This window comes from Roseibium alexandrii DFL-11 (assembly GCF_000158095.2).
Lineage (GTDB): Bacteria > Pseudomonadota > Alphaproteobacteria > Rhizobiales > Stappiaceae > Roseibium > Roseibium alexandrii.
Genome location: NZ_CM011002.1, coordinates 361,138 through 379,222 on the forward strand (window position 1 = coordinate 361,138; position 18,085 = coordinate 379,222).

18 protein-coding genes and 2 pseudogenes are annotated in these 18,085 nt (G+C 54.8%); 12 read left to right on the forward strand and 8 right to left on the reverse strand.

All coding sequences use genetic code 11. From position 1 onward, the window contains the following. Positions 1-33 precede the first annotated feature (33 nt). The 6 genes from SADFL11_RS01640 to SADFL11_RS01665 form a co-directional block, all read right to left on the reverse strand. Complete coding sequence (locus SADFL11_RS01640; RefSeq protein ID WP_228198270.1) at positions 34-972, reverse strand: ABC transporter substrate binding protein; 939 nt, start codon at positions 970-972, stop codon at positions 34-36. A gap of 294 nt (positions 973-1,266) precedes the next feature. Then, entirely contained in the window at positions 1,267-2,499 is a 1,233-nt protein-coding gene (locus tag SADFL11_RS01645) for an MFS transporter (RefSeq protein ID WP_008190692.1), read from the reverse strand. 125 nt (positions 2,500-2,624) lie between these two features. Next, positions 2,625-3,488 (reverse strand): hypothetical protein, encoded by an 864-nt coding sequence (locus tag SADFL11_RS01650; RefSeq protein WP_008189996.1) that lies wholly within the window; start codon positions 3,486-3,488, stop codon positions 2,625-2,627. Positions 3,489-3,609: 121 nt separating this feature from the next. Further along, positions 3,610-4,311 carry a substrate-binding periplasmic protein gene (locus tag SADFL11_RS01655; protein WP_008190032.1) on the reverse strand — a complete coding sequence of 234 codons (702 nt, stop codon included), beginning with the start codon at positions 4,309-4,311 and terminating at the stop codon, positions 3,610-3,612. Between the two features lie 196 nt (positions 4,312-4,507). After that, on the reverse strand, positions 4,508-4,918 hold the full coding sequence (gene msrB, locus SADFL11_RS01660; protein WP_008193288.1) for a peptide-methionine (R)-S-oxide reductase MsrB: 411 nt from the start codon (positions 4,916-4,918) through the stop codon (positions 4,508-4,510). Positions 4,919-4,985: 67 nt separating this feature from the next. After that, positions 4,986-5,960 (reverse strand): GGDEF domain-containing protein, encoded by a 975-nt coding sequence (locus SADFL11_RS01665; protein WP_050775978.1) that lies wholly within the window; start codon positions 5,958-5,960, stop codon positions 4,986-4,988. 488 nt (positions 5,961-6,448) lie between these two features. Here SADFL11_RS01665 and SADFL11_RS01670 point away from each other — a divergent pair, with 488 nt between their 5' ends. From SADFL11_RS01670 to SADFL11_RS25520, 10 genes and pseudogenes are all read left to right on the forward strand, one after another. Then, positions 6,449-8,833: a putative monovalent cation/H+ antiporter subunit A gene (locus SADFL11_RS01670; protein WP_008188602.1), complete on the forward strand. Its 2,385-nt coding sequence runs from the start codon at positions 6,449-6,451 to the stop codon at positions 8,831-8,833. Continuing rightward, complete coding sequence (locus SADFL11_RS01675) at positions 8,833-9,252, forward strand: Na+/H+ antiporter subunit B (protein ID WP_040452267.1); 420 nt, start codon at positions 8,833-8,835, stop codon at positions 9,250-9,252. Before SADFL11_RS01670 ends, SADFL11_RS01675 begins: the two co-directional genes overlap by 1 nt. Then, entirely contained in the window at positions 9,252-9,629 is a 378-nt protein-coding gene (locus SADFL11_RS01680; protein ID WP_008192232.1) for a Na+/H+ antiporter subunit C, read from the forward strand. The genes SADFL11_RS01675 and SADFL11_RS01680 overlap by 1 nt, the downstream gene beginning before the upstream one ends. Before the next feature lie 6 nt (positions 9,630-9,635). Beyond that, positions 9,636-11,252, forward strand: a complete 1,617-nt coding sequence (locus SADFL11_RS01685; RefSeq protein WP_008192944.1) for a Na+/H+ antiporter subunit D — start codon at positions 9,636-9,638, stop codon at positions 11,250-11,252. Continuing rightward, a complete protein-coding gene (locus tag SADFL11_RS01690; protein ID WP_040450782.1) occupies positions 11,252-11,728 on the forward strand; it encodes a Na+/H+ antiporter subunit E in 477 nt (158 codons plus the stop codon). The genes SADFL11_RS01685 and SADFL11_RS01690 overlap by 1 nt, the downstream gene beginning before the upstream one ends. Further along, positions 11,725-12,069, forward strand: a pseudogene (locus SADFL11_RS01695) (cation:proton antiporter); the annotation flags it as partial. The gene SADFL11_RS01690 and the pseudogene SADFL11_RS01695, both read left to right, overlap by 4 nt. Positions 12,070-12,078: 9 nt before the next feature. After that, positions 12,079-12,422 (forward strand): annotated as a pseudogene (mnhG, locus tag SADFL11_RS01700) (monovalent cation/H(+) antiporter subunit G). A gap of 321 nt (positions 12,423-12,743) precedes the next feature. Next, on the forward strand, positions 12,744-13,160 hold the full coding sequence (locus SADFL11_RS01705; RefSeq protein WP_008190661.1) for a Ros/MucR family transcriptional regulator: 417 nt from the start codon (positions 12,744-12,746) through the stop codon (positions 13,158-13,160). A 244-nt stretch (positions 13,161-13,404) separates the two neighbouring features. Beyond that, entirely contained in the window at positions 13,405-13,842 is a 438-nt protein-coding gene (locus tag SADFL11_RS01710) for a helix-turn-helix domain-containing protein (protein WP_081450475.1), read from the forward strand. Further along, on the forward strand, positions 13,839-14,666 hold the full coding sequence (locus SADFL11_RS25520; protein ID WP_228198242.1) for a DUF6456 domain-containing protein: 828 nt from the start codon (positions 13,839-13,841) through the stop codon (positions 14,664-14,666). Before SADFL11_RS01710 ends, SADFL11_RS25520 begins: the two co-directional genes overlap by 4 nt. Before the next feature lie 22 nt (positions 14,667-14,688). Here the strand turns inward: SADFL11_RS25520 and SADFL11_RS01720 are convergent, their stop codons facing one another. Both SADFL11_RS01720 and SADFL11_RS01725 read right to left on the reverse strand, forming a co-directional pair. Continuing rightward, positions 14,689-15,120, reverse strand: a complete 432-nt coding sequence (locus SADFL11_RS01720; protein WP_008195160.1) for a SufE family protein — start codon at positions 15,118-15,120, stop codon at positions 14,689-14,691. A 278-nt stretch (positions 15,121-15,398) separates the two neighbouring features. Then, a complete protein-coding gene (locus tag SADFL11_RS01725) occupies positions 15,399-15,842 on the reverse strand; it encodes a DUF5330 domain-containing protein (RefSeq protein WP_008196884.1) in 444 nt (147 codons plus the stop codon). A gap of 327 nt (positions 15,843-16,169) precedes the next feature. On the opposite strand from SADFL11_RS01725, the gene SADFL11_RS01730 reads away from it, so the two are divergent. Further along, a complete protein-coding gene (locus SADFL11_RS01730) occupies positions 16,170-17,291 on the forward strand; it encodes a hypothetical protein (RefSeq protein ID WP_134852867.1) in 1,122 nt (373 codons plus the stop codon). Between the two features lie 58 nt (positions 17,292-17,349). Continuing rightward, the gene (locus SADFL11_RS01735) at positions 17,350-18,048 is read left to right on the forward strand and encodes a peptidoglycan-binding domain-containing protein (protein ID WP_209002712.1); all 699 of its coding nucleotides are present in this window, start codon (positions 17,350-17,352) and stop codon (positions 18,046-18,048) included. The last annotated feature ends 37 nt before the right edge of the window (positions 18,049-18,085 follow it).

Below are 18,085 nucleotides of genomic sequence, written 5' to 3' on the forward strand. Positions count from 1 at the left end.
AGGGCGATCAAGCGTGGCCTATGTCCTGTCACATCACCTGTGTTTTACGCGATCGGGAAACGCACTCAGATCGAGCCTGTCCGCCACTGGGCTCGTTTTTCCGATGAAGAGGATCGACTCGTTTGCCTTGATCTCGTTGATTGAAATTTCTGAGGGAGATTTGCCGTTCAGCAGTATTTCTGCCGCCAACTCCGCAGCAGCCTCGCCGCGCTGCCAATACGCTTCGCCAAAGGCCAAAGAAACACCATGGTCCACCAGCGCCGGGGACGCTGTCACACTCACGATGTTTGGCGGCAATATTTGCTTCAAAAGATAAGCTTTCTGTACGAACGATGATGTCGAGGTGACATAGACAACATCTGCGGCTTCCAGCTGTGACCTCATCAGTTCCACATGCAATTCGGCATCTTCCACATCGGGAATGAACCGCACACGCAGTGTTTGTTTTTCCAAGACATCCGCGACATTTGTGACCTTATCGGCTTCTGTGGTGGAGTTGGGTTCTCTCGGATCGAACAACACCGCTATGGTTTCATACGGGTAGACCTGCTCCAGCAACTGCAAGATGACTTCTGCGGAGAGGGATTGTTTGACGCCCGTCGCGCCGCGCGTTGGCATATGCATCGACAGCGTGATGTTATTGCCGATTGGGTCTGACACGATGTTAAAAACCACCGGAACATTGCCCACTCCGAAATTCAGAAGGGTGTTCGTTGCAGATGTGCCAAAGGTGTAAATAAGGCCTCTCTTTTCAAGTTCGGACCGATTGGCCCTCAAGAAGCCTGCAAGATTGGTTTCACTCCGCCCAGCATCGAAATGATGATACTTCGCACTAATTCCAAGCTCGCTCAGGCGTGACAAAAAACCTTGTTCGGCGGGGGTCATTCCACGCCACGTGATTATCTGGATGTCCTGTTGATCAGAGGTGGAAGCCCCGCCGCCAGGGAACGCCAAGCATAGGAACGACGCCATCAGTAATAATGTCAGGGTCTTTTCGATGATCTGAAACACGTTGTCCCGCTTGTCAGATAGCCATCAAGGTTTTGATCGGGTGTATGCATGTTGTTGGCGCAATCCTATTTCACAAAGTCTTATGAATCCATTTCATTAAACTTAGCTTTTTGCGACTTATGTCTCTGAAATATTAGGTATATTTGCCGATAAGAGTTATGTTAATGGACCCGGCATTCAAATTTGGGTCTTAGAATTCCGGCCCTGATAGGTCGGCGCACTCAATTGAGGGGGCATCTGAAACTGTTGAACAGTTCAGACAGCCGCTGCGAGGCGACGCTTACCCTTCATCAGAATGAAAATCATGATGGTGATGTTGAGGAAGTTCCAGGCGATGCCATTCAAAAACGCCGCCTGATAGGAGCCTGTCAGGTCGTAGATCCAGCCGGACAGCCATCCTCCAAGTGCCATGCCGAGAATGGTCCCCATGATGACGAGCCCGACTCGTTGTCCGGCCTCACGGGCAGGAAGGTATTCGCGGACAATTACGGCATAGCTCGGGACGATCCCGCCCTGGCTCAGTCCGAAGATCAGGGACACCAGGTAAAGGGATGCAAGACCGTTGAAGGGAATGAACAGGAATAGCGCAGCACATTGCAGGACCGCGCCGATCAGGAGGGTTCGTACGCCTCCGATCTTGTCGGCCAAAACGCCCGACACCAGCCGACTGGCGACCCCTGCGGCTGTCATTATCGCGATCATATCTGCGCCCGGCGCAACACCGTATCCAAGGTCGACACAGTAAGCGACGATGTGCACTTGCGGCATGGCCATAGCGACACAACATCCCAACGCGGCCACAAACAGCAGCATCTGAAGCGCTCGCGGTGACAGTCCAGCAGAAGCCTGGTGGAAACCAGTGGGAGCAGGAGATGCGCTATACGCCGTTTCTGGTGGCCGTCTGCGCAGCGCCAAAGCGAGCGGGACCATGGTGACGAGACATATGAAAGCGATAAGCAAGTAGGTGTCGCGCCAGTCTCCCGTGCCAAGGTTCCATTTGATCAAGGAGGGCCAAAGCACGCCGGCCAGATAGTTTCCGCAGGCCGCACAGGCAACGGCCAAACCACGCCGTTTGACAAACCAGTGAGAAACGTCGGCGACAAGCGGGCCGAAGGTTGCCGAGGTTCCTAAGCCAATGAGCACCCCTTGTGCGAGCGAAAACACCCAGATGTTTGGCGCGACAGCAGCGAGTGCGAAACCTGCGCCGAGACTAACGGCCGAAGCGATGACCGGCAGGACAATGCCGTACCTGTCAACAACACGTCCAAGCAAATAGTTGCCGAGACCAAAGCCGATCATGGTCAGAGTGTAGGGGAGAGCTGATCCGGCCCGATCAATGCCGAAGTCGGCTTGAACCGCGGGCATGATGATCACCACCGCCCACATTCCTGCACCACCAAGCGTGCTCAGAAGGATCGAGATAGCCAGGCGGAACCAGGCGTATGACCCATCAGGCGCAAAAGGATCGTTTGTGGCAGTGGCGGACATCGGCAATTCTCAAGGAAAACTTGCCGGAATGACTAACAGGTCAGGGCTTTTGCGGCCAATGAATATCCTTGAAGCGATCGACAAGCAGCGTGAATGGATCCCGGAACTGTTTTGGCTTTAAGGTGTCACCCAGCGTTGATATCGCTTGCGCACATTTGTGTCCGCTGGCCGTTTTCAAGCTCAAACGCAGCACAATCCGCTTCTGTTTGTGCGCGAGGGACATGCCGCGCGACCGGAGCTGCGAGCGCTTTCTGTCCCAAACTCTCGATTTTGCCATCCTTGTATCCGACGATGTGCAGGATCTTGCGATTGTTGGACGGCAGGATGACGTAGGGCAGGGCTTGAGCATCGGCGTAGACTGTCGCGCTCAGGTTTTGCTCTCGTGCGCCGATCTTGTGATTGGAAAATCCACGGAGCGCGTGTGTCAGTTTCAGTTTGTTTCCTTGCCAGCGTGCGATTTGCAAAGTTCCGCCAATGTGCGGCGTTTCGACGAACGCAATCTGCTTTTGTCCGGTCCCGAGATAATCCGCGATCCCGGCAATGTTGAGCCAGCGGTTCGTCCGGCCGATGGACCGGGAACTTGCAAGTTCAACCAATTGATCGCCTTGAAGTCCATAAATGGCCACACTCGCGCCAGCAGACAGGAAGGCACGGATGGTGACGATCTCCGGTTGGCCGTCGCCGTTGAGATCAACAATGCGCGGCGTGCGATCTTCAAACACCTGGTCTTGTGGCAGGATCACAGCGTAGGCTTTCCCGCCGACTTTGAGATGCAGCGATCCGCCCTCAATCCCGTCGCCCAAAATCGCATGACCATAGCGGTCTGTCGGGGTGCCGTACCAAGCGACATAGGTCGTTCCATTGTGACGAAGTTTTGCAACGTCTCCGTCCGGCAACCGGTCCTGTGCTGCAGCGCTATCCTTCATTGCCAGGGCGCCAATCAGCACCGCTGGCAACATCAACAGTTTCAAGCAAGCCGTCACCGTCATCCACGTATCCCTTGAGAGGCAAAAAAAGCCGCTGACCAGCGGAGCCAAGCCGTGCGGTTCCATTTTCCTGACGGTACTCACGTGCGGATTTTTGTGGGGTAAAACCTGCGTTACGCGCAGTTTATTGCAGGTAGCTGTCGACGATCTGCCAATATCTTGGATCCCGCCAAACTTTGGACACAGCCTTTGACAAGCGGGCTTTAAGGGCGGGGGATACAGACTTGTTAGCGGCCAGCCACTGCACGCCGTGTGAAAGTGGCGCCCCGACCTGAAGGCGTGTGTGATCGAAACCCTGCTTTCGAGTGATGTAACTTGCGCGCATAGAAATGGTGTACCAGGCATCGACCCGTCCGGCCTGGAGCATCCGGGCCATCTGTTCTGCGGTAGCAATCTCGGTCAGATTTGTCAGACCATTTCGCCGCAGGATACGGGCCCTTTGGCTGCCTAAATGAACGCCGATGACTTTGTTGTCTGCGAGCGCCTGTTCAAAGCTGTCGATTTGCTCGTCAAGGGTGATGAAGGCGCTTTCCGTATAGATCAGCGGGGCGATGTATTTCAATTTTTCGCTGCGTTTGCGCGTGTAGGCCAATGAAAATATGAGAGACCCCGGAGTGTTTTCAACGAGGAGCTGAGCCCGTTTCCAAGGTGCAAATCGGATGTCGAGTTCGATGTCCGCTTCTTTCGCGACCAGTTCCATAATCTCAACAGAGATGCCGCGTTCTTCGGCGTTGATCGACAAAGGGGGAAGAAATCCGGTGTAGGCGATGATCTTGTCTTGGCTTCGGGCCCCTGCGGTGAAGGCAGCATATAAGCTTGCCCCCAACAGGACATGTCCCAGTATCCGAAGAATAGGCAAGGTTTTTCCCCTGATTTTGCGGCGAATTATCAGGGGAAATACCAGTGTTATGTTAAAGGAGGCCTAAAGTCCCGCAAAGAAATGTGATGAATGTCATCAATGGCTTGGTCGTCCAGGATGTATTGCGGAAAGCAGACATTTGTCGCAGAGATACTCTGCGGCATCACTCTTTTGGTTCAAAGGACATTGCGTGGCCGTTCAGGCAATAGCGCAGGCCTGTTGGCGGAGGGCCGTCTGGAAAGACATGCCCAAGATGTGCATCGCATTTGTTGCACCGGATTTCCGTACGGATCATCCCGTGGGACCGGTCCTCAATCTCGCGGATGGCTTCAGGTTGAGCCGCCTGGAAAAAGCTTGGCCAGCCGCAGCCAGAATCAAACTTTGTGTCCGAATGGAAAAGCTCGGCACCGCAGCACACGCAATCATAGCGGCCGGCGGTAAAGCTGTTCCAGTAGGGGCCCGTATAGGGGCGCTCCGTGCCCGATTGACGGGTGACATAAAACTGCTCGGGCGTGAGCTGCGCCATCCATTCAGCCGTCGATTTTTTGAATTTGGTGTCGGTGTCGTCGCTCATTGTTTTTTCCTAGCTTTGTACCGACTAAGAAATAAGAAAATCACCGGAATCGGCAAGGGGCGGAAGCTCATCCGCCAAGGACGCTCATTGAGAAATTGACACGGTTTCCGCCTTCCTGGCGGGCCTGAAAAACACAAGATTCTGACGCAGCCAACAGAAATTCGGAGCTCTCCAACACGCCTTTGTGTTCGGCGACTGCGCAGGCTGTGCCGACCGAAGCGGTGACGACACCGTTGTGTGCGGTGTTTCCCGGGTTGGGGATCCCCAAGTCTTGAATCGCGACTTGTATATAGGCGCTGATGGTTTCGGCACCCATTTCGTGCGTTCGAGGCAAAAGAAGCGCGAACTCCGACATCGAAATGCGGGCGGCGACGTCAGCGGGCCGCCGCGCGGTGTCTTTCAGAACGTCTGCCACTTTCGTTACGCAGTCGTCTGCAGCGCTCTGTCCGTACTGTTCGGAAATTGCGTCAAATTTATCGACCGAAACCTTGATAAGGGTGGTGTGGGTATTTTCGCGCAGTGCGATCGCCCACTCCCGGTTCAATGTGTCTTCGAAAGCGCGGCGATTGTAGAGACCAGTCAAGGTATCCGTCTGGGTGGCAGCTTCCAGCAGCCCTTCGAGTTCCTTTTGCCGCGCAATACTTCGAAAGAAGACGGCAAAGGCGGCCGGTTCTCCGCCTTTTTCGATGAGGTGCGTGGTCACTTCGGCCCAAACAAGTGAACCATGTGCCGAGCGAAGCTGCAGATCGGCATGGGGCAAGCTGACGTCTGGTGTTGCCGCTCCGGACAGAATCTTGTGAAGCGTCTCCGCCTCAGGATTGGGAGGACCAAGGTAGACAAGGTCACTTAATTGCTCTGGCAATTTTTCGGAATCCCAGCCAAACAAACGGGCAGCGGACGGTGAGGCATACTCCAAGGTTCCGGTGAGACTCAGCTGGAGGATTGCGTCGCCGCTGAGTGACAAAAGTGTTTCGAAATTCAAATTGCTAGGCTGCGAAGTTGCAGCTCCGGACGCTGTCCCCCCATTTTGGTCCAAAGCCATGCGTTGCCTCGCTTAATTTTTGCCGCTGAAACCACTGCGGCGTTTCTTAAAGTGAACGGTATTAGGGACGTGAAATCAAGAGGCTTACGGTATTAGGGGATTGTTCGCGAATCTTCAGCGCGATCCAGCGCGCAGTCCCTTTGAAATCAATGTTTACGTTATGAGACCGGCTTCATCTTTGGTGTTGGTTTGCAGTGGGATGCTTACCGCTGATTTGGTTGGTCGGCGGGCGGACAACGGTTAAATGTCGCAATAAGACAAATGGAATCAATTTTTAAATACTTTTGCACGAAGCTCGCAGCGTCAAGGGAGGCAACACCCTGGCGTTGAGTAAGGTATTGAATGGTCACGCGTTGTGCCTTGAAGTCCAAAAAACGGGTCCCAATTACGCACCTGACAGTTCCTATCCCGCTATTATGCCCCCCAAAGACATCGATTCGTTCTCGATATCCGCGATGCTTCATCGGCAACCGTAACGAAAGATCAGTATGACGCCCGCAGTTACTGACGAAACCACGCTTTTGGCTGTGCTTGCGCCGTTCGCGGCTGCAGTTGCCGCGCCGTTCTTGACGAAGTGGTTCAAACACAACGCGGCGTGGCCGCTGGCGGTGGTTCCCGCGCTCATCTTTTTGCACTTCGCAGGCTTTGTCGCACCTGTTTCTGAAGGGCAGTCGTTCGTTGCAGCGGTTGCTTGGGCGCCGAGTTATGGCGTGAACTTCTCTATCTATGTCGATGGTTTATCTACGCTTTTTGCGCTTCTCATTTCAGGGATCGGAACCTTCATTATTCTGTATGCAGGTGGCTATTTGAAAGGTCATCCGCAGCAAGGCCGTTTCTTTTCGTTCCTGTTCCTTTTCATGGGCGCAATGCTGGGGCTCGTGCTCGGCAATAACCTGATTTCCCTGTTCATTTTCTGGGAGCTGACGTCGATCACCTCCTTCCTCTTGATCGGATTTGACCACCTTCGGGCGGCGTCCCGACGGGCGGCAATCCAGGCGCTCGTGGTGACGGGCGGTGGCGGCTTGATCTTGCTGGCCGGTTTCATTGTCATCATTTCTGCGACGGGTGAAATCGAGATGTCGGTGCTTCTGGCATCGCCCGATATCATCAAGGATACCGGCCTGTATGTGCCGATCTTCATCTTGGTTCTCGGCGGAGCGTTTACGAAGTCCGCCCAGTTCCCGTTTCATTTCTGGCTTCCCAATGCGATGGAAGCCCCCACGCCCGTGTCCGCGTTCCTGCACTCCGCTACGATGGTCAAGGCGGGTGTCTACCTTTTGATGCGAATGCACCCGCTTCTTGGAGACACTGCGCTCTGGACAACTGTTTTGCCGCTCTTTGGTGGTGTCACTTTGTTGGTGGGCACCATTCTGGCCGTGCGTCAGACTGATTTGAAGTTGATGTTGGCTTACACAACGGTGGCGTCTCTTGGTCTTCTCGTCATGTTGACGGGAACAAGCCACGAAAAAGCGCTTGAGGGGGCGGTTCTCTACCTTTTGGCGCACTCCCTGTTCAAGGGCGCGCTGTTCATGGTTGCCGGAACCATCGATCATGAAGCGGGCACCCGAGACATCCGCTATCTTGGCGGCTTGCGCTCCGCGATGCCGATTACGTTTGGGGCCGCCTGTCTTGCTGGACTGTCGATGGCTGGATTGCCGCCCTTCATTGGTTTTATCGCCAAGGAAGTACTTTACTACGGCACATGGGGGTGGCCGGAATTTGGTCTCCTGATTACCATCGTTGCTGTTGTTGGCAACTCGTTGATGCTGGTGATCGCAGCGGCCGTTGCGATCAAGCCGTTCTTTGGCCCAGCGGTCGACACACCGAAACATGCCCATGAGGGGCCGGTCTTGTTGTTCGCCGGTCCTGTGGTGTTGTCGGTGCTGGGGTTCATCCTTGCGGTCATCCCGCATACCACGGGTGTTCTGTTTATCGGACCAACTTTGTCATCCTTGATTGGGTCTTTCACCGAGATCGATCTGCATCTCTGGCCGACCAAGATCAACGCCCCGTTGATCCTGTCCCTGATCACGATTGGCACCGGGATTTTCCTGTTTACCCAGCTCGACAAGCTGAGAGTTTTCGTCGCCCGAACTTTAACCGCCATCGGTTGGGGACCGGACAAAGGCTTCGACCAGGCAATCTCAGGTATTGTGTCGCTGTCTTCAGCCATCACCCGGGTGGTGCAGGGGGGCAAGATGCAGACCTATATGGCGCTGACTTTTCTTGCGGCCGGCGCCGCTGTATTGGTGCCGGGGTATGTCGGCGGCGGATGGCCGGCCATGCCCAAAATGCCCATATATACGTTCTATGAGTGGAGCATTTTCCTGATCGCCGTGCTTGGTCTGATCTCAGTGCTGGTCGCAAAAACACGTCTGACTGCCATCGTGTCTCTCGGCATCCAAGGGTTTGCAGTTGCCCTGATTTTCCTTCTCTTCGGTGCGCCGGACTTGGCCTTCACCCAGTTGATGGTCGAAACGCTGTCAGTGGTTATTCTGGCGCTTGTGATGACCCGTCTGAACCTGTCTCCCAGAGATCATCGCAATGGAGTGTCCACACTGATCACGGGTGCCATCTCCGTATCGGTCGGCCTTGGTCTCGGTTTGACCTTGATGGCGATTACACAGCAGCCCTTTGACCGCAGACTGTCGGACTTCTTCACTGAGTACAGCAATTCCATTGCCTACGGCCGGAACATCGTGAACGTCATCCTCGTTGATTTTCGCGGCATTGATACGCTGGGTGAAATCGCGGTGGTTGCTCTGGCTGGGCTTTGTGTCCTTGCCCTCATTCGTGTGCACACGAAGAAGACGCTTCCCGAGGATGAGGGCATTGATCAATCCGAAACAGGCGCAAAGAAGGAAGCCGTGTGATGCGTACCGTCATTTTCCGAACCATTGCGCCGTATCTGTCCGCTCTGATGGTACTGTATTCCATTTTCGTCCTTCTGCGCGGACACAATGAACCGGGCGGTGGCTTCATCGGCGGGCTGATTGCAGCCTCTGCACTCGCGATCTTCGGCATTGCCTGCGGTGTTGCTGCCGTGCGCCGTGCGATCAAGGTGCATCCAATGAGCATTGCCGGATTTGGCTTGTTCATGGGAGCTGCGGCAGGGGTGATCTCGTTGTTCACCAATCAGCCTTTCATGACCAGCCAGTGGTGGCCGATCGATCTGTTCAATGTCCAGATCAAACTGTCGACACCGTTGATCTTCGATATCGGGGTCTACCTGGTGGTGGTTGGGGCGATCAGTTCGATTGCGTTGGCGCTGGAAGAAAGGGAAAGCGACTGATGGAAACCGGTCTTTCTATCCTTGTCGGGCTGTTCTTCGCTGTCTCCGTCTACCTCATGCTTTCCAAGCAGCTGGTGAGAATGTTGCTCGGCATCGCGATCCTCGGAAACGCGGTCAACATGTCGATTTTCGTCAATGGGCGTCTAACCCGTGAGGTGCCGCCGGTCATTCCGGAGGGACTGATGGTGCCAACGGAGGTGATCGCAAATCCGTTGCCGCAGGCGCTGGTCCTGACAGCTATTGTGATCTCCTTTTCCTTCTTTGCGTTCCTTCTTGTGCTGGCCTTCAGGGCTTACCAGGAAGTCGGCACGGACGACGTCAACGAAATGCGCGTTGCCGAGCCTGAGAACGACCCGCTTCCGCCGCAAGGGTACTGATCTGATATGGCCAGCACTTATTCTTCTGAAAAAGTCGATTACTCCGCAGCCATGAACCTGGAGCCTGTGGCGGCCGCGGACTGGTTGATCGTGGCGCCGGTTCTGGTTTCGCTGATCGGCGGCGCCGTCTGCCTGATGATGCGCAAGAACACGGACGCCCAGCCTAAACTGGCGATGATTTTCCTGGCGCTTCTCGTCTTGGTCAACTTCGGGCTTTTGATCCGCGTTTTGGATCAAGGTGTCATCACGATGGTGATGGGTGGCTGGCTGCCGCCGTTCGGGATTGCCTTCACGGTTGATGCGCTTGGTGCCACGCTGTCGCTGATTGCTTCGATTGTTGCCTTTTGCGCCGGTCTTTATGGGATTGTAACCGTCGGGGCCACGGGGCGCAGATACGGGTTTTATCCGTTTCTTGTCTTGCTCATGGCCGGGGTGTGCGGGGCTTTTCTAACCGGGGACATCTTCAACCTCTATGTCTGGTTCGAGGTATTGCTGATCTCATCCTACGGCATGCTGGTTCTCGGCAATGAAAAGCCCCAGCTGGACGGCGCCTTGAAGTACGGTGTTTTGAATCTTATCGGCACGAACTTTTTCCTGATCGGGACCGGCATGATTTACGGCGTGTTTGGCACGCTCAACATGGCCGACATCGCAATCAAGATGTCTGAGCTCGACAGCCCGGCCTCCGGCACTTTGCTCACCATTGCGGTGCTTTACTTCCTTGCCTTTGCCATGAAAGCTGCAGCATTCCCGGTGAATTTCTGGCTGCCGGCCTCCTATCACACACCGAACATCGTGGTTTCTGCCGTCTTTGCCGGGTTGCTCACAAAAGTGGGTGTGTATGCGCTCATGCGGATCTTCGTGTTGATCATGCCGGGTTCCCGCGAAGCGCTGGCGGATCTTTTTGCCATCGTGGCGATACTAACTCTCATGACCGGGGCTTTTGGGGCGTTGGCGCAAAGCGAACTGCGCCGTTTGCTCGGATATCTTGTAATTGCCGGGATTGGCTCCATGCTGGCAGGCATTGCAGTCGGCACCACGCTGGCCCTTTCCGGTGCCATATTCTATGCGGTTCACTCGATTATCGTGATGACCGCTTTGTATATGGCCAGCGGGATCGTGAACATGATGTCGGGCACCTACGATCTGCGTCAGCTTGGTGGGCTGTATCAGCGGAACGTTGCCTTTGCGGCTGTTTTCCTGGTGCTTGCCTTCGCTGTTTCGGGACTGCCGCCCTTCTCCGGCTTCTGGCCGAAGGTCTTGCTGGTCGATGCGGCGTTCGCTGACGGCAGGGCCTTGCTCGGTGCCGCTATTCTGCTCAGCGGCTTTTTGACGACCATCGCGATGGGCCGGGTGTGGATTTACGCATTCTGGCGAGGTGGGCCTGAGGGAACACCCGACGGCGAAAGCGCGGGACCGGGGGCGGCGGCTGCGGCTGCGATCGCAGGCGGTGGGGCCGCAGGTTTGGCGGGACCAGCCGTTTGGCTTCCGCTTGGCATTTTGACGGCAATGATTGTCTATTTCGGTTTGCAGCCGGAGTGGATGCTTGAACTCTCAACACGCGGAGCTGTTGGTCTGGTCGAGCCGCGCGGCTATCTGCGCTCTGTCTTCGGGGGGCTGTGATGACAAGCCTATTCTTGATCAATATCCTCATGGCCCTTGCTTGGGCGGCCGTAACTGGGAGTTTCAGCGAGATCAATCTTGCCCTGGGCTTCGTGCTTGGGACAGCTGCTCTCTACCTGATCCGCGAACAAGTCGGAACCACCGCTTACTTCAGCCGTGTCGGCAAGGCATTCAACCTGGCCGCAACCTTCGTTTACGAGCTGGTGCTGTCCGCTTGGCGGGTTGCGACCATCGTTGTGCGCCCGAAGATCGAGCTTCAACCAGGTTTCATTGCCTATCCTTTGACGGTGGACCGTGATTTCGAAATCACCATGCTGGCAAATCTGATCACCCTTACACCAGGCACCTTGTCGGTGGATGTCTCTGCAGACCGCAAGACGCTTTATGTGCATTGTATTGATGTGCCGGATCCGCAAGCCACGATTGACGACATCAAGAACGGCTTTGAACGCAAGATCCTGGAGGTGTTCAGATGAGCTCTCTCGATGCTTTTGCAGATGCTTATCTCGCCTGGGCCGTCAAGGCATCGCTCGGGATCCTCAGCATCTCATTCCTTATCATCGTCTACCGGATCGTGAAGGGGCCAAGCTTGCCGGATCGCGTTGTTGCTCTTGATATGCTGGTCGCGGTCGGCATCGGCTTTATTGCCGCGGTCGGCCTTTTGACCGGCTATTACCTTTACATCGACATCGCAATCACACTTGGCCTGGTTGGGTTTCTCGCAACTGTTGCCTTCGCCCGCTTCATCTTGAACCGGGGTGCGGCAGGGGATGCCACGATCATGGATGAGGTCAAAGACAGTATTAGACGGCGGGAGGGCAGGCCAATGAGCGCTGTTGTCACAATCCTCGCCGGAACCATGCTTGTGATCGGTGCCTTGTTTGCGCTGGGTGCTTCCATCGGTATTGTTCGGTTGAAGATGTTTATATGCGCACGCATGCGGCTTCAAAAGCTGGAACGCTTGGCTCAGGTCTCATGCTCATTGCTCTAGCGGTCTACGCAGCAGACTTGGCCGTTGCAACACGCGCTTTGGCCGGTGTCATATTCTTTCTTCTGACTGCCCCGATTTCGGCGCATCTGCTTGCTAAGGCTGCGTATGAAGCCGGATACCGTCCTTGCGCGGATACGAAAGAAGACGCCATGGCCGAGGTTTTTCCGCAAAAAGACTGATTTGAAACCGGTTGTGACTGCCGAAGCGCAGCAGTCATGACCTTGCGGTAATACTTTTGATTAGGTGTGGATCAATGATCCGTAGAATGATCATTATTTCCGAGACCTAGTTTTTTATTGCATCCATTAGACTTTTATTTGAGAGCGGGGCTTGTCTGTGCAAGCCATGGTCTATATAAGGCTGGCAAAGACGCCTGCAAAGTAGAGTCTTTGTCGATTCTCGCCATTGTAAGTATCCCTATTCTTATGTTTGCTTACGGAGTTTGGACTTGCAGGTAATCATAGCCGCAGTTTTGAATTTCAGTAGAGAACAGGTGTGAGATGACTGATAATCTGGTTGAAGCCAATTTGATTGACCTTACTGCAGATATTGTTTCAGCATATGTCAGCAACAATACGGTTGCTTCCACAGAACTTCCTGGCCTGATCAACGAAGTGTATGGCGCGCTTCAGAAAACAGCAGCAGCTTCAAACGAGCCGGAGCCGGAGCCGCTTAAGCCCGCAGTGCCTGTGAAAAAGTCCGTCATGCCAGATTTCATCATCTGTCTTGAGGACGGCAAGAAGTTCAAGTCGCTCAAGCGTCATCTGCGTACCCATTATAACATGACGCCGGAAGAGTACCGCGAAAAGTGGGATCTGGCGCCTGACTATCCGATGGTCGCTCCGAACTACGCTGCGGCGCGGTCTGAACTTGCGAAGAAGATGGGCCTCGGTCAACAGCGCAAGCGCGCGAAGTAATTTATCCGGCTACGAACCGGATGATCTAAAGGCCGCTTCCGAGCGGCCTTTTTTGTGCCCGACTGATTGTAAAGACCAAATGCCTCGAGCAACAGCCTGCCTGAACCGTGAGACCACTCGGCTTCTTGGCCGCAGCTTCCTATCTTGTATTAAGGTTGTAATTGAACTTATACACGCCTCTGAATTGTGAGTCTAAACTGTAGGAATATAAGCCTATCTCGTTAATTCAGGCGAATGTTTCCTAATGTTCACGACAGGAGGTGCGAATATGTTCAATGATAGGGGAGGGGTTATACACGACACCTACGGACCTTTGCGGGCAAAACCACTTTGCTTGCTTGAGGAGAATCGGCTGGCGGCCCATTTGCATCTTGCGGAGGGGTATGTATCCCGCGCGTTCTGCATCAAACCCATGGATTTTTTTACCCTCAACCGCGGTCCCAAGCATGTCTCCGATGCGCGGCAACTGATGATGTATCTCGCACATGTTGAGTTCGGATTGTCGCTCGCGGTGGTTGGGCGACGCTATTTCAGAGATCGTTCAACAGCTTCCCACGCATGCAAGAAAATCGAGATCATGAGGGAAGATCCCTTCTTTGATGAATTGGTCAGTGAGATCGAGGCATTGATCACATTGCGCCGTGATCCGCTTTTCGGTGCCAGCTTCTGGGGGGCGCAATGACATTCCTTTCAGACAACAGCGCCGACCGGTGCGCGCGAGTTCGTCTGCTACGCAGTTTGTCGTCCAAAGGGTCTGAGGTTGTCCAGGAGTGTTCCAGCGGGCAGTCAAAGTGGGTATTGGTCCGTGATTTCAAAACGAGATCAACATGTTGGAGCGATCAGCTGATAGAGGAGGCACTTTCGGCCGGCGTTCTGAAACGAGTGGGACAGAGCATCTGCCGGATCAATCCGGAGGGGCGTGCGGCGCTCCGGCGCGCCTTGAGTGGATCTGAGGACATAGCCGTTCAACATCGCGAGATACGATCTGTGCCTTGTGACGGTGATAATGCCAATGAAACTGGAAAGCGGCCAGCAACTGCTAAAGTAAATCTTTCGGAAAGTCCGCTCGCCCGTTTGGCAGCACGAAAGAAGAAGAACGGCCAGCCGCTTTTGAAACCGGAAGAAGTACGGGCTGGGGAACGGTTGCGCGCCGACTTTACTTTCGCGTCGATGATGCCAACGGTCGGGCAGGGCTGGCGCACCGAGCGGGTCTCAGTCAGCGCTAGAGGGAGTGGCCTAAAAGACTTGAATGACGATGTGCTGTCCGCACGCCAGCGTGTAGAATCTGTCCTGCAGAGCCTGGAGCCGGTTCTGGCGGGTGTCCTAGTCGACGTGTGTTGTCATCTGAAGGGTCTTGAAAAAGTCGAGGCCGAGCGCGGATGGCCCGCAAGGTGCGCAAAAATCATCCTGCAAATTGCGTTGTCCGCTTTGGCGGACCGCTATGGCGAACGTACGCAAGCTCCGTCACGGCCGTCTCGTGTTCGAAGTTGGTCATCCGCACCGTGAGAGCCCGGATGACGACACGAACTTAGGCTGCGGCCAAGGCAGCGTCTGCGTCGGTCCGGATCCGGCCGACCATGGACCTTAGGCCATTTGAACGTTGTGGAGTGAGATGCTCCTGCAGGCCAAGTTGATTGAAGACCCCTTCAACGTCGGTCTTCAGAATGTCCTCAGCGGTCTTGCCAGAAAAGACTGCTGTCACGATTGCCACAAGTCCTTGTACAATGAGTGCATCGCTGTCACCGCGGAAAGTCAGCACCGGAGCGCCTTCAGCGCTCTTTTCGATCCCGGTGATCAGCCAGACCTGCGAAACACAGCCGCGGACCTTATGTTCCTCGCTGCGCTCGGCATCGGTCAGCGGCGGAAGCTCCTTGCCCAGATCGATTAGGTATTTGTAGCGGTCTTCCCAATCATCCAGAAACTCGAATGTTTCCAGAATGTCATCGAGTGTCGTTGTCATGGCATCCGTCTTTTGTGATCGCTTTGAGCTCCATATAGCTCGCAGAACCCAATCTGCCTATCCTGGCGCCGGGGTTTTATTGGGTTTGGATGTTTGTGAGCGCGTGAAAACAAAGAAACGCCGCAGACGAAATGGGCAGCTGTCCGTCTGCGGCGTAGCGGAAAAACCGCTGAAGTGAAGCCGTCTGATGCAATGCAACGGATTTGCATTGCCTTCGCGGGGCGCAATCAACCGTTCATTTGGTCCTGAAAGTCTCAGGATCTGGGAACGGTTTTAACTCAGGTCTTCTGACCTGAGCGGGGTTTGGGCCTAGGCGTTGGCCCAATGTCTGATTCCTCGACCTGAGTGGTTTCGGTCACACCATCGACAGGCTGTGCACCAGCGGTGCTGGATTGATCAGATGTCGGCTGGACGTTTGTAGACCCGGTGATCACCGTTTCGGACGGATCAGTGTCAGCGATTTGTGTGTCCAGATACTCATAGACGATCCGGGCGCCGTCACGAGCGCGGCTGCCGATCGCTGTGAGTGCACTTCCGCCGGTTTCGCATGCTTGCGGATTGCGGTCACAAAATCCGCCAATATCAGACATGGTTGCCTGCGCGGCGATAAATGCCGAGACCGGATTGATTGGTTCTACTGGAGTGCTTTCGGTCTCAGACCCGATCGGGATGAGGACCAAAACCAAAGTCAGCCAGAAGGCGGTTCTCAAGAGAAAGAACATTGCTGCTACCCATAGTTCTTTACATGTCAGGTGCGCCGGTTTTGTTTGTGGCGCACTCGTTATGAAACCGTTGTAGCACTGACTTCAGAACACCCGGTTGAGCTGACGGATGCAATTTTCATAAAATAAAACATGCATTTAAGTCGAATTTTCTGAGGATTTGATTCAAATTTGAATGAATCTCGAGCAAGCGACTGAAAACACTGAGAAAAGGGTAATTTCAATAGAAAAGAGATTTATCCTTTAACGTTCCTTAAGCGGTGCGGGCGAAAATAACACCAACAGGTTGGCGAGGCTCGATTCTCGCGCGCGTATCGGTAGTGTATTGTGAGTAACCATCTGAAATATCTGCAAAACGTCTGGACGACTTGGGCGAGCCGCATTGACGGGATGATTCACCCTGACGCTGTTTCGGATCCTTTGACCGGGCCACTGCACAGATCATTCCTGGTTGGCTGCTTTTTTTCTGGTGCGGTCGCACTTTTCGTGTTGCCGCTGCATCTTGCCTTGGCGGGCGCACCGCACTCCGCAGCGGTATTGATGTTGGCCTGGATGTTGGGCCAATGGCCATTGGCGTTGTACCTTTCCCGATCCGGTAATCTGGAACGCGCCATAACCATCTCTTCGGTTCTGTTTGCGGTCTTCACGGGCGTGATTTGCGCATTGACCGGCGGAGCTCAGTCCTTTGCTGTCATCTGGTTGCTAATTCCCTGCCTTGAAGCTGCTTTTGCTGGTCAAAGACGTACCGCGGTGATCACCACCGGGTTTTGCGCAGCGGTTTATGCCGGTCTGTTTTTCTTGCCCGCCGGCGGCCCAATTGCGTTCGGATTGCCCGCGGCGCTTGATCCTGTCGCGACGTTGGCAGCGGTCCTTTATGCAGGGCTGCTCTCTTGTCGGTTGATTTCAGACCGGAGCCGGACCAAGACGCTCATCAAAAATGCGACCGAAGATTTCCAAACGATGGGGCAGGCTGTGTCGGGTGTCGTTTGCGAAGTGCAGTCGAATGGAGAACTGCGTCTTTTGGGCGGTCCTGCGCGCCGGCTTTTCGGACCCGCATTTGCCTCCAACGGCCCCGACTGGATCTTTACGCGGCTTCATGTCACCGATCGGCCCGCTTACTTGACCCGGCTTTCTGAAGCCCGGCATGATGGCCTTGCCTCCGAACTGGTTCTTAGGATTCGTAGGTTTCACGAACACATGGAAGAAAACGGCGCGCCGAACTTTACAGCGATGACGGTCAGACTGATCCCCGCACAGGCGTTCCGGGCAGGCGCACGTGATCAATGTGAAACACAGCCAGTCCTTGTGGCGATTGATCCTGTGACGTCGGAAACTGGCGGCGGTGCACCGGTAGAGATCCTGGATAACATTGAACAATTGCCGGAGTTCACACCGGACGTTTCCTCTGAGAGCATCCCAGCGCAGACAGCACGAGCGAAGTCGGCATAGGCAGGGCATGGCAAAACGAAAAAAACAAAACAAAAAGCCGGAGCCACCGGAAAACATGATGAGCCGGGCCGGCAATGTCGCCCGGGACAATCCCGTCGCCGCTGGCGGGACGGTTGTCATGGGCTTGACCGCCTGTTTGATCGTTGCAAATGCACTCGGGCTGCAGCCGGGCCGCCATCCTGCCCCCTACTACACAACGCGCGACTGGCCGGATACCGCGCCTGAGCCTCTGGCAGAGGCGGACGGCGGTGTCACTGTTCAGGAAATTTCGACGCTGGTCCTCGATCTGCAGATTTCTCTGCGCAAGGCGGATCTTTACGAAGGTCCATTGGACGGCATCAATGGACCCGCCACAGAACGTGCAATTCGCGCATTTGAACGAAAAGCCGGACGGGTCGAAACCGGTGAAGCAAGCGAGAGCCTTCTCGCTCTGATCTGGCTTCATGGAACCGATCCGGCTGCGCTTACTGCCCCACCGGTACCCAGAGCGAAACCGGTTACCTCTGGCACGCCGCGGCAGAACACGCAGGAAGAGGCGGCAACAGGGGTCGATTCCGATCCGCGATTGAAGAAGATACAATATGCGTTGTCGGAACTGGGCTACGGTCCGTTGACGGTTGATGGACTGATGGGCACCAATACAGCGGCGGCTTTGAAGCGGTTTGAACTCGATCGTGGTCTGCCGATCACGGGTGAGGCCAATCCCCAAACGCTCGAACGTCTCGAAATGGTCAGCGGTCAACGCTTTGATGGATAGGCACTTTGCGTTTTCAGTAGCGGATGTGGTCAGTGAG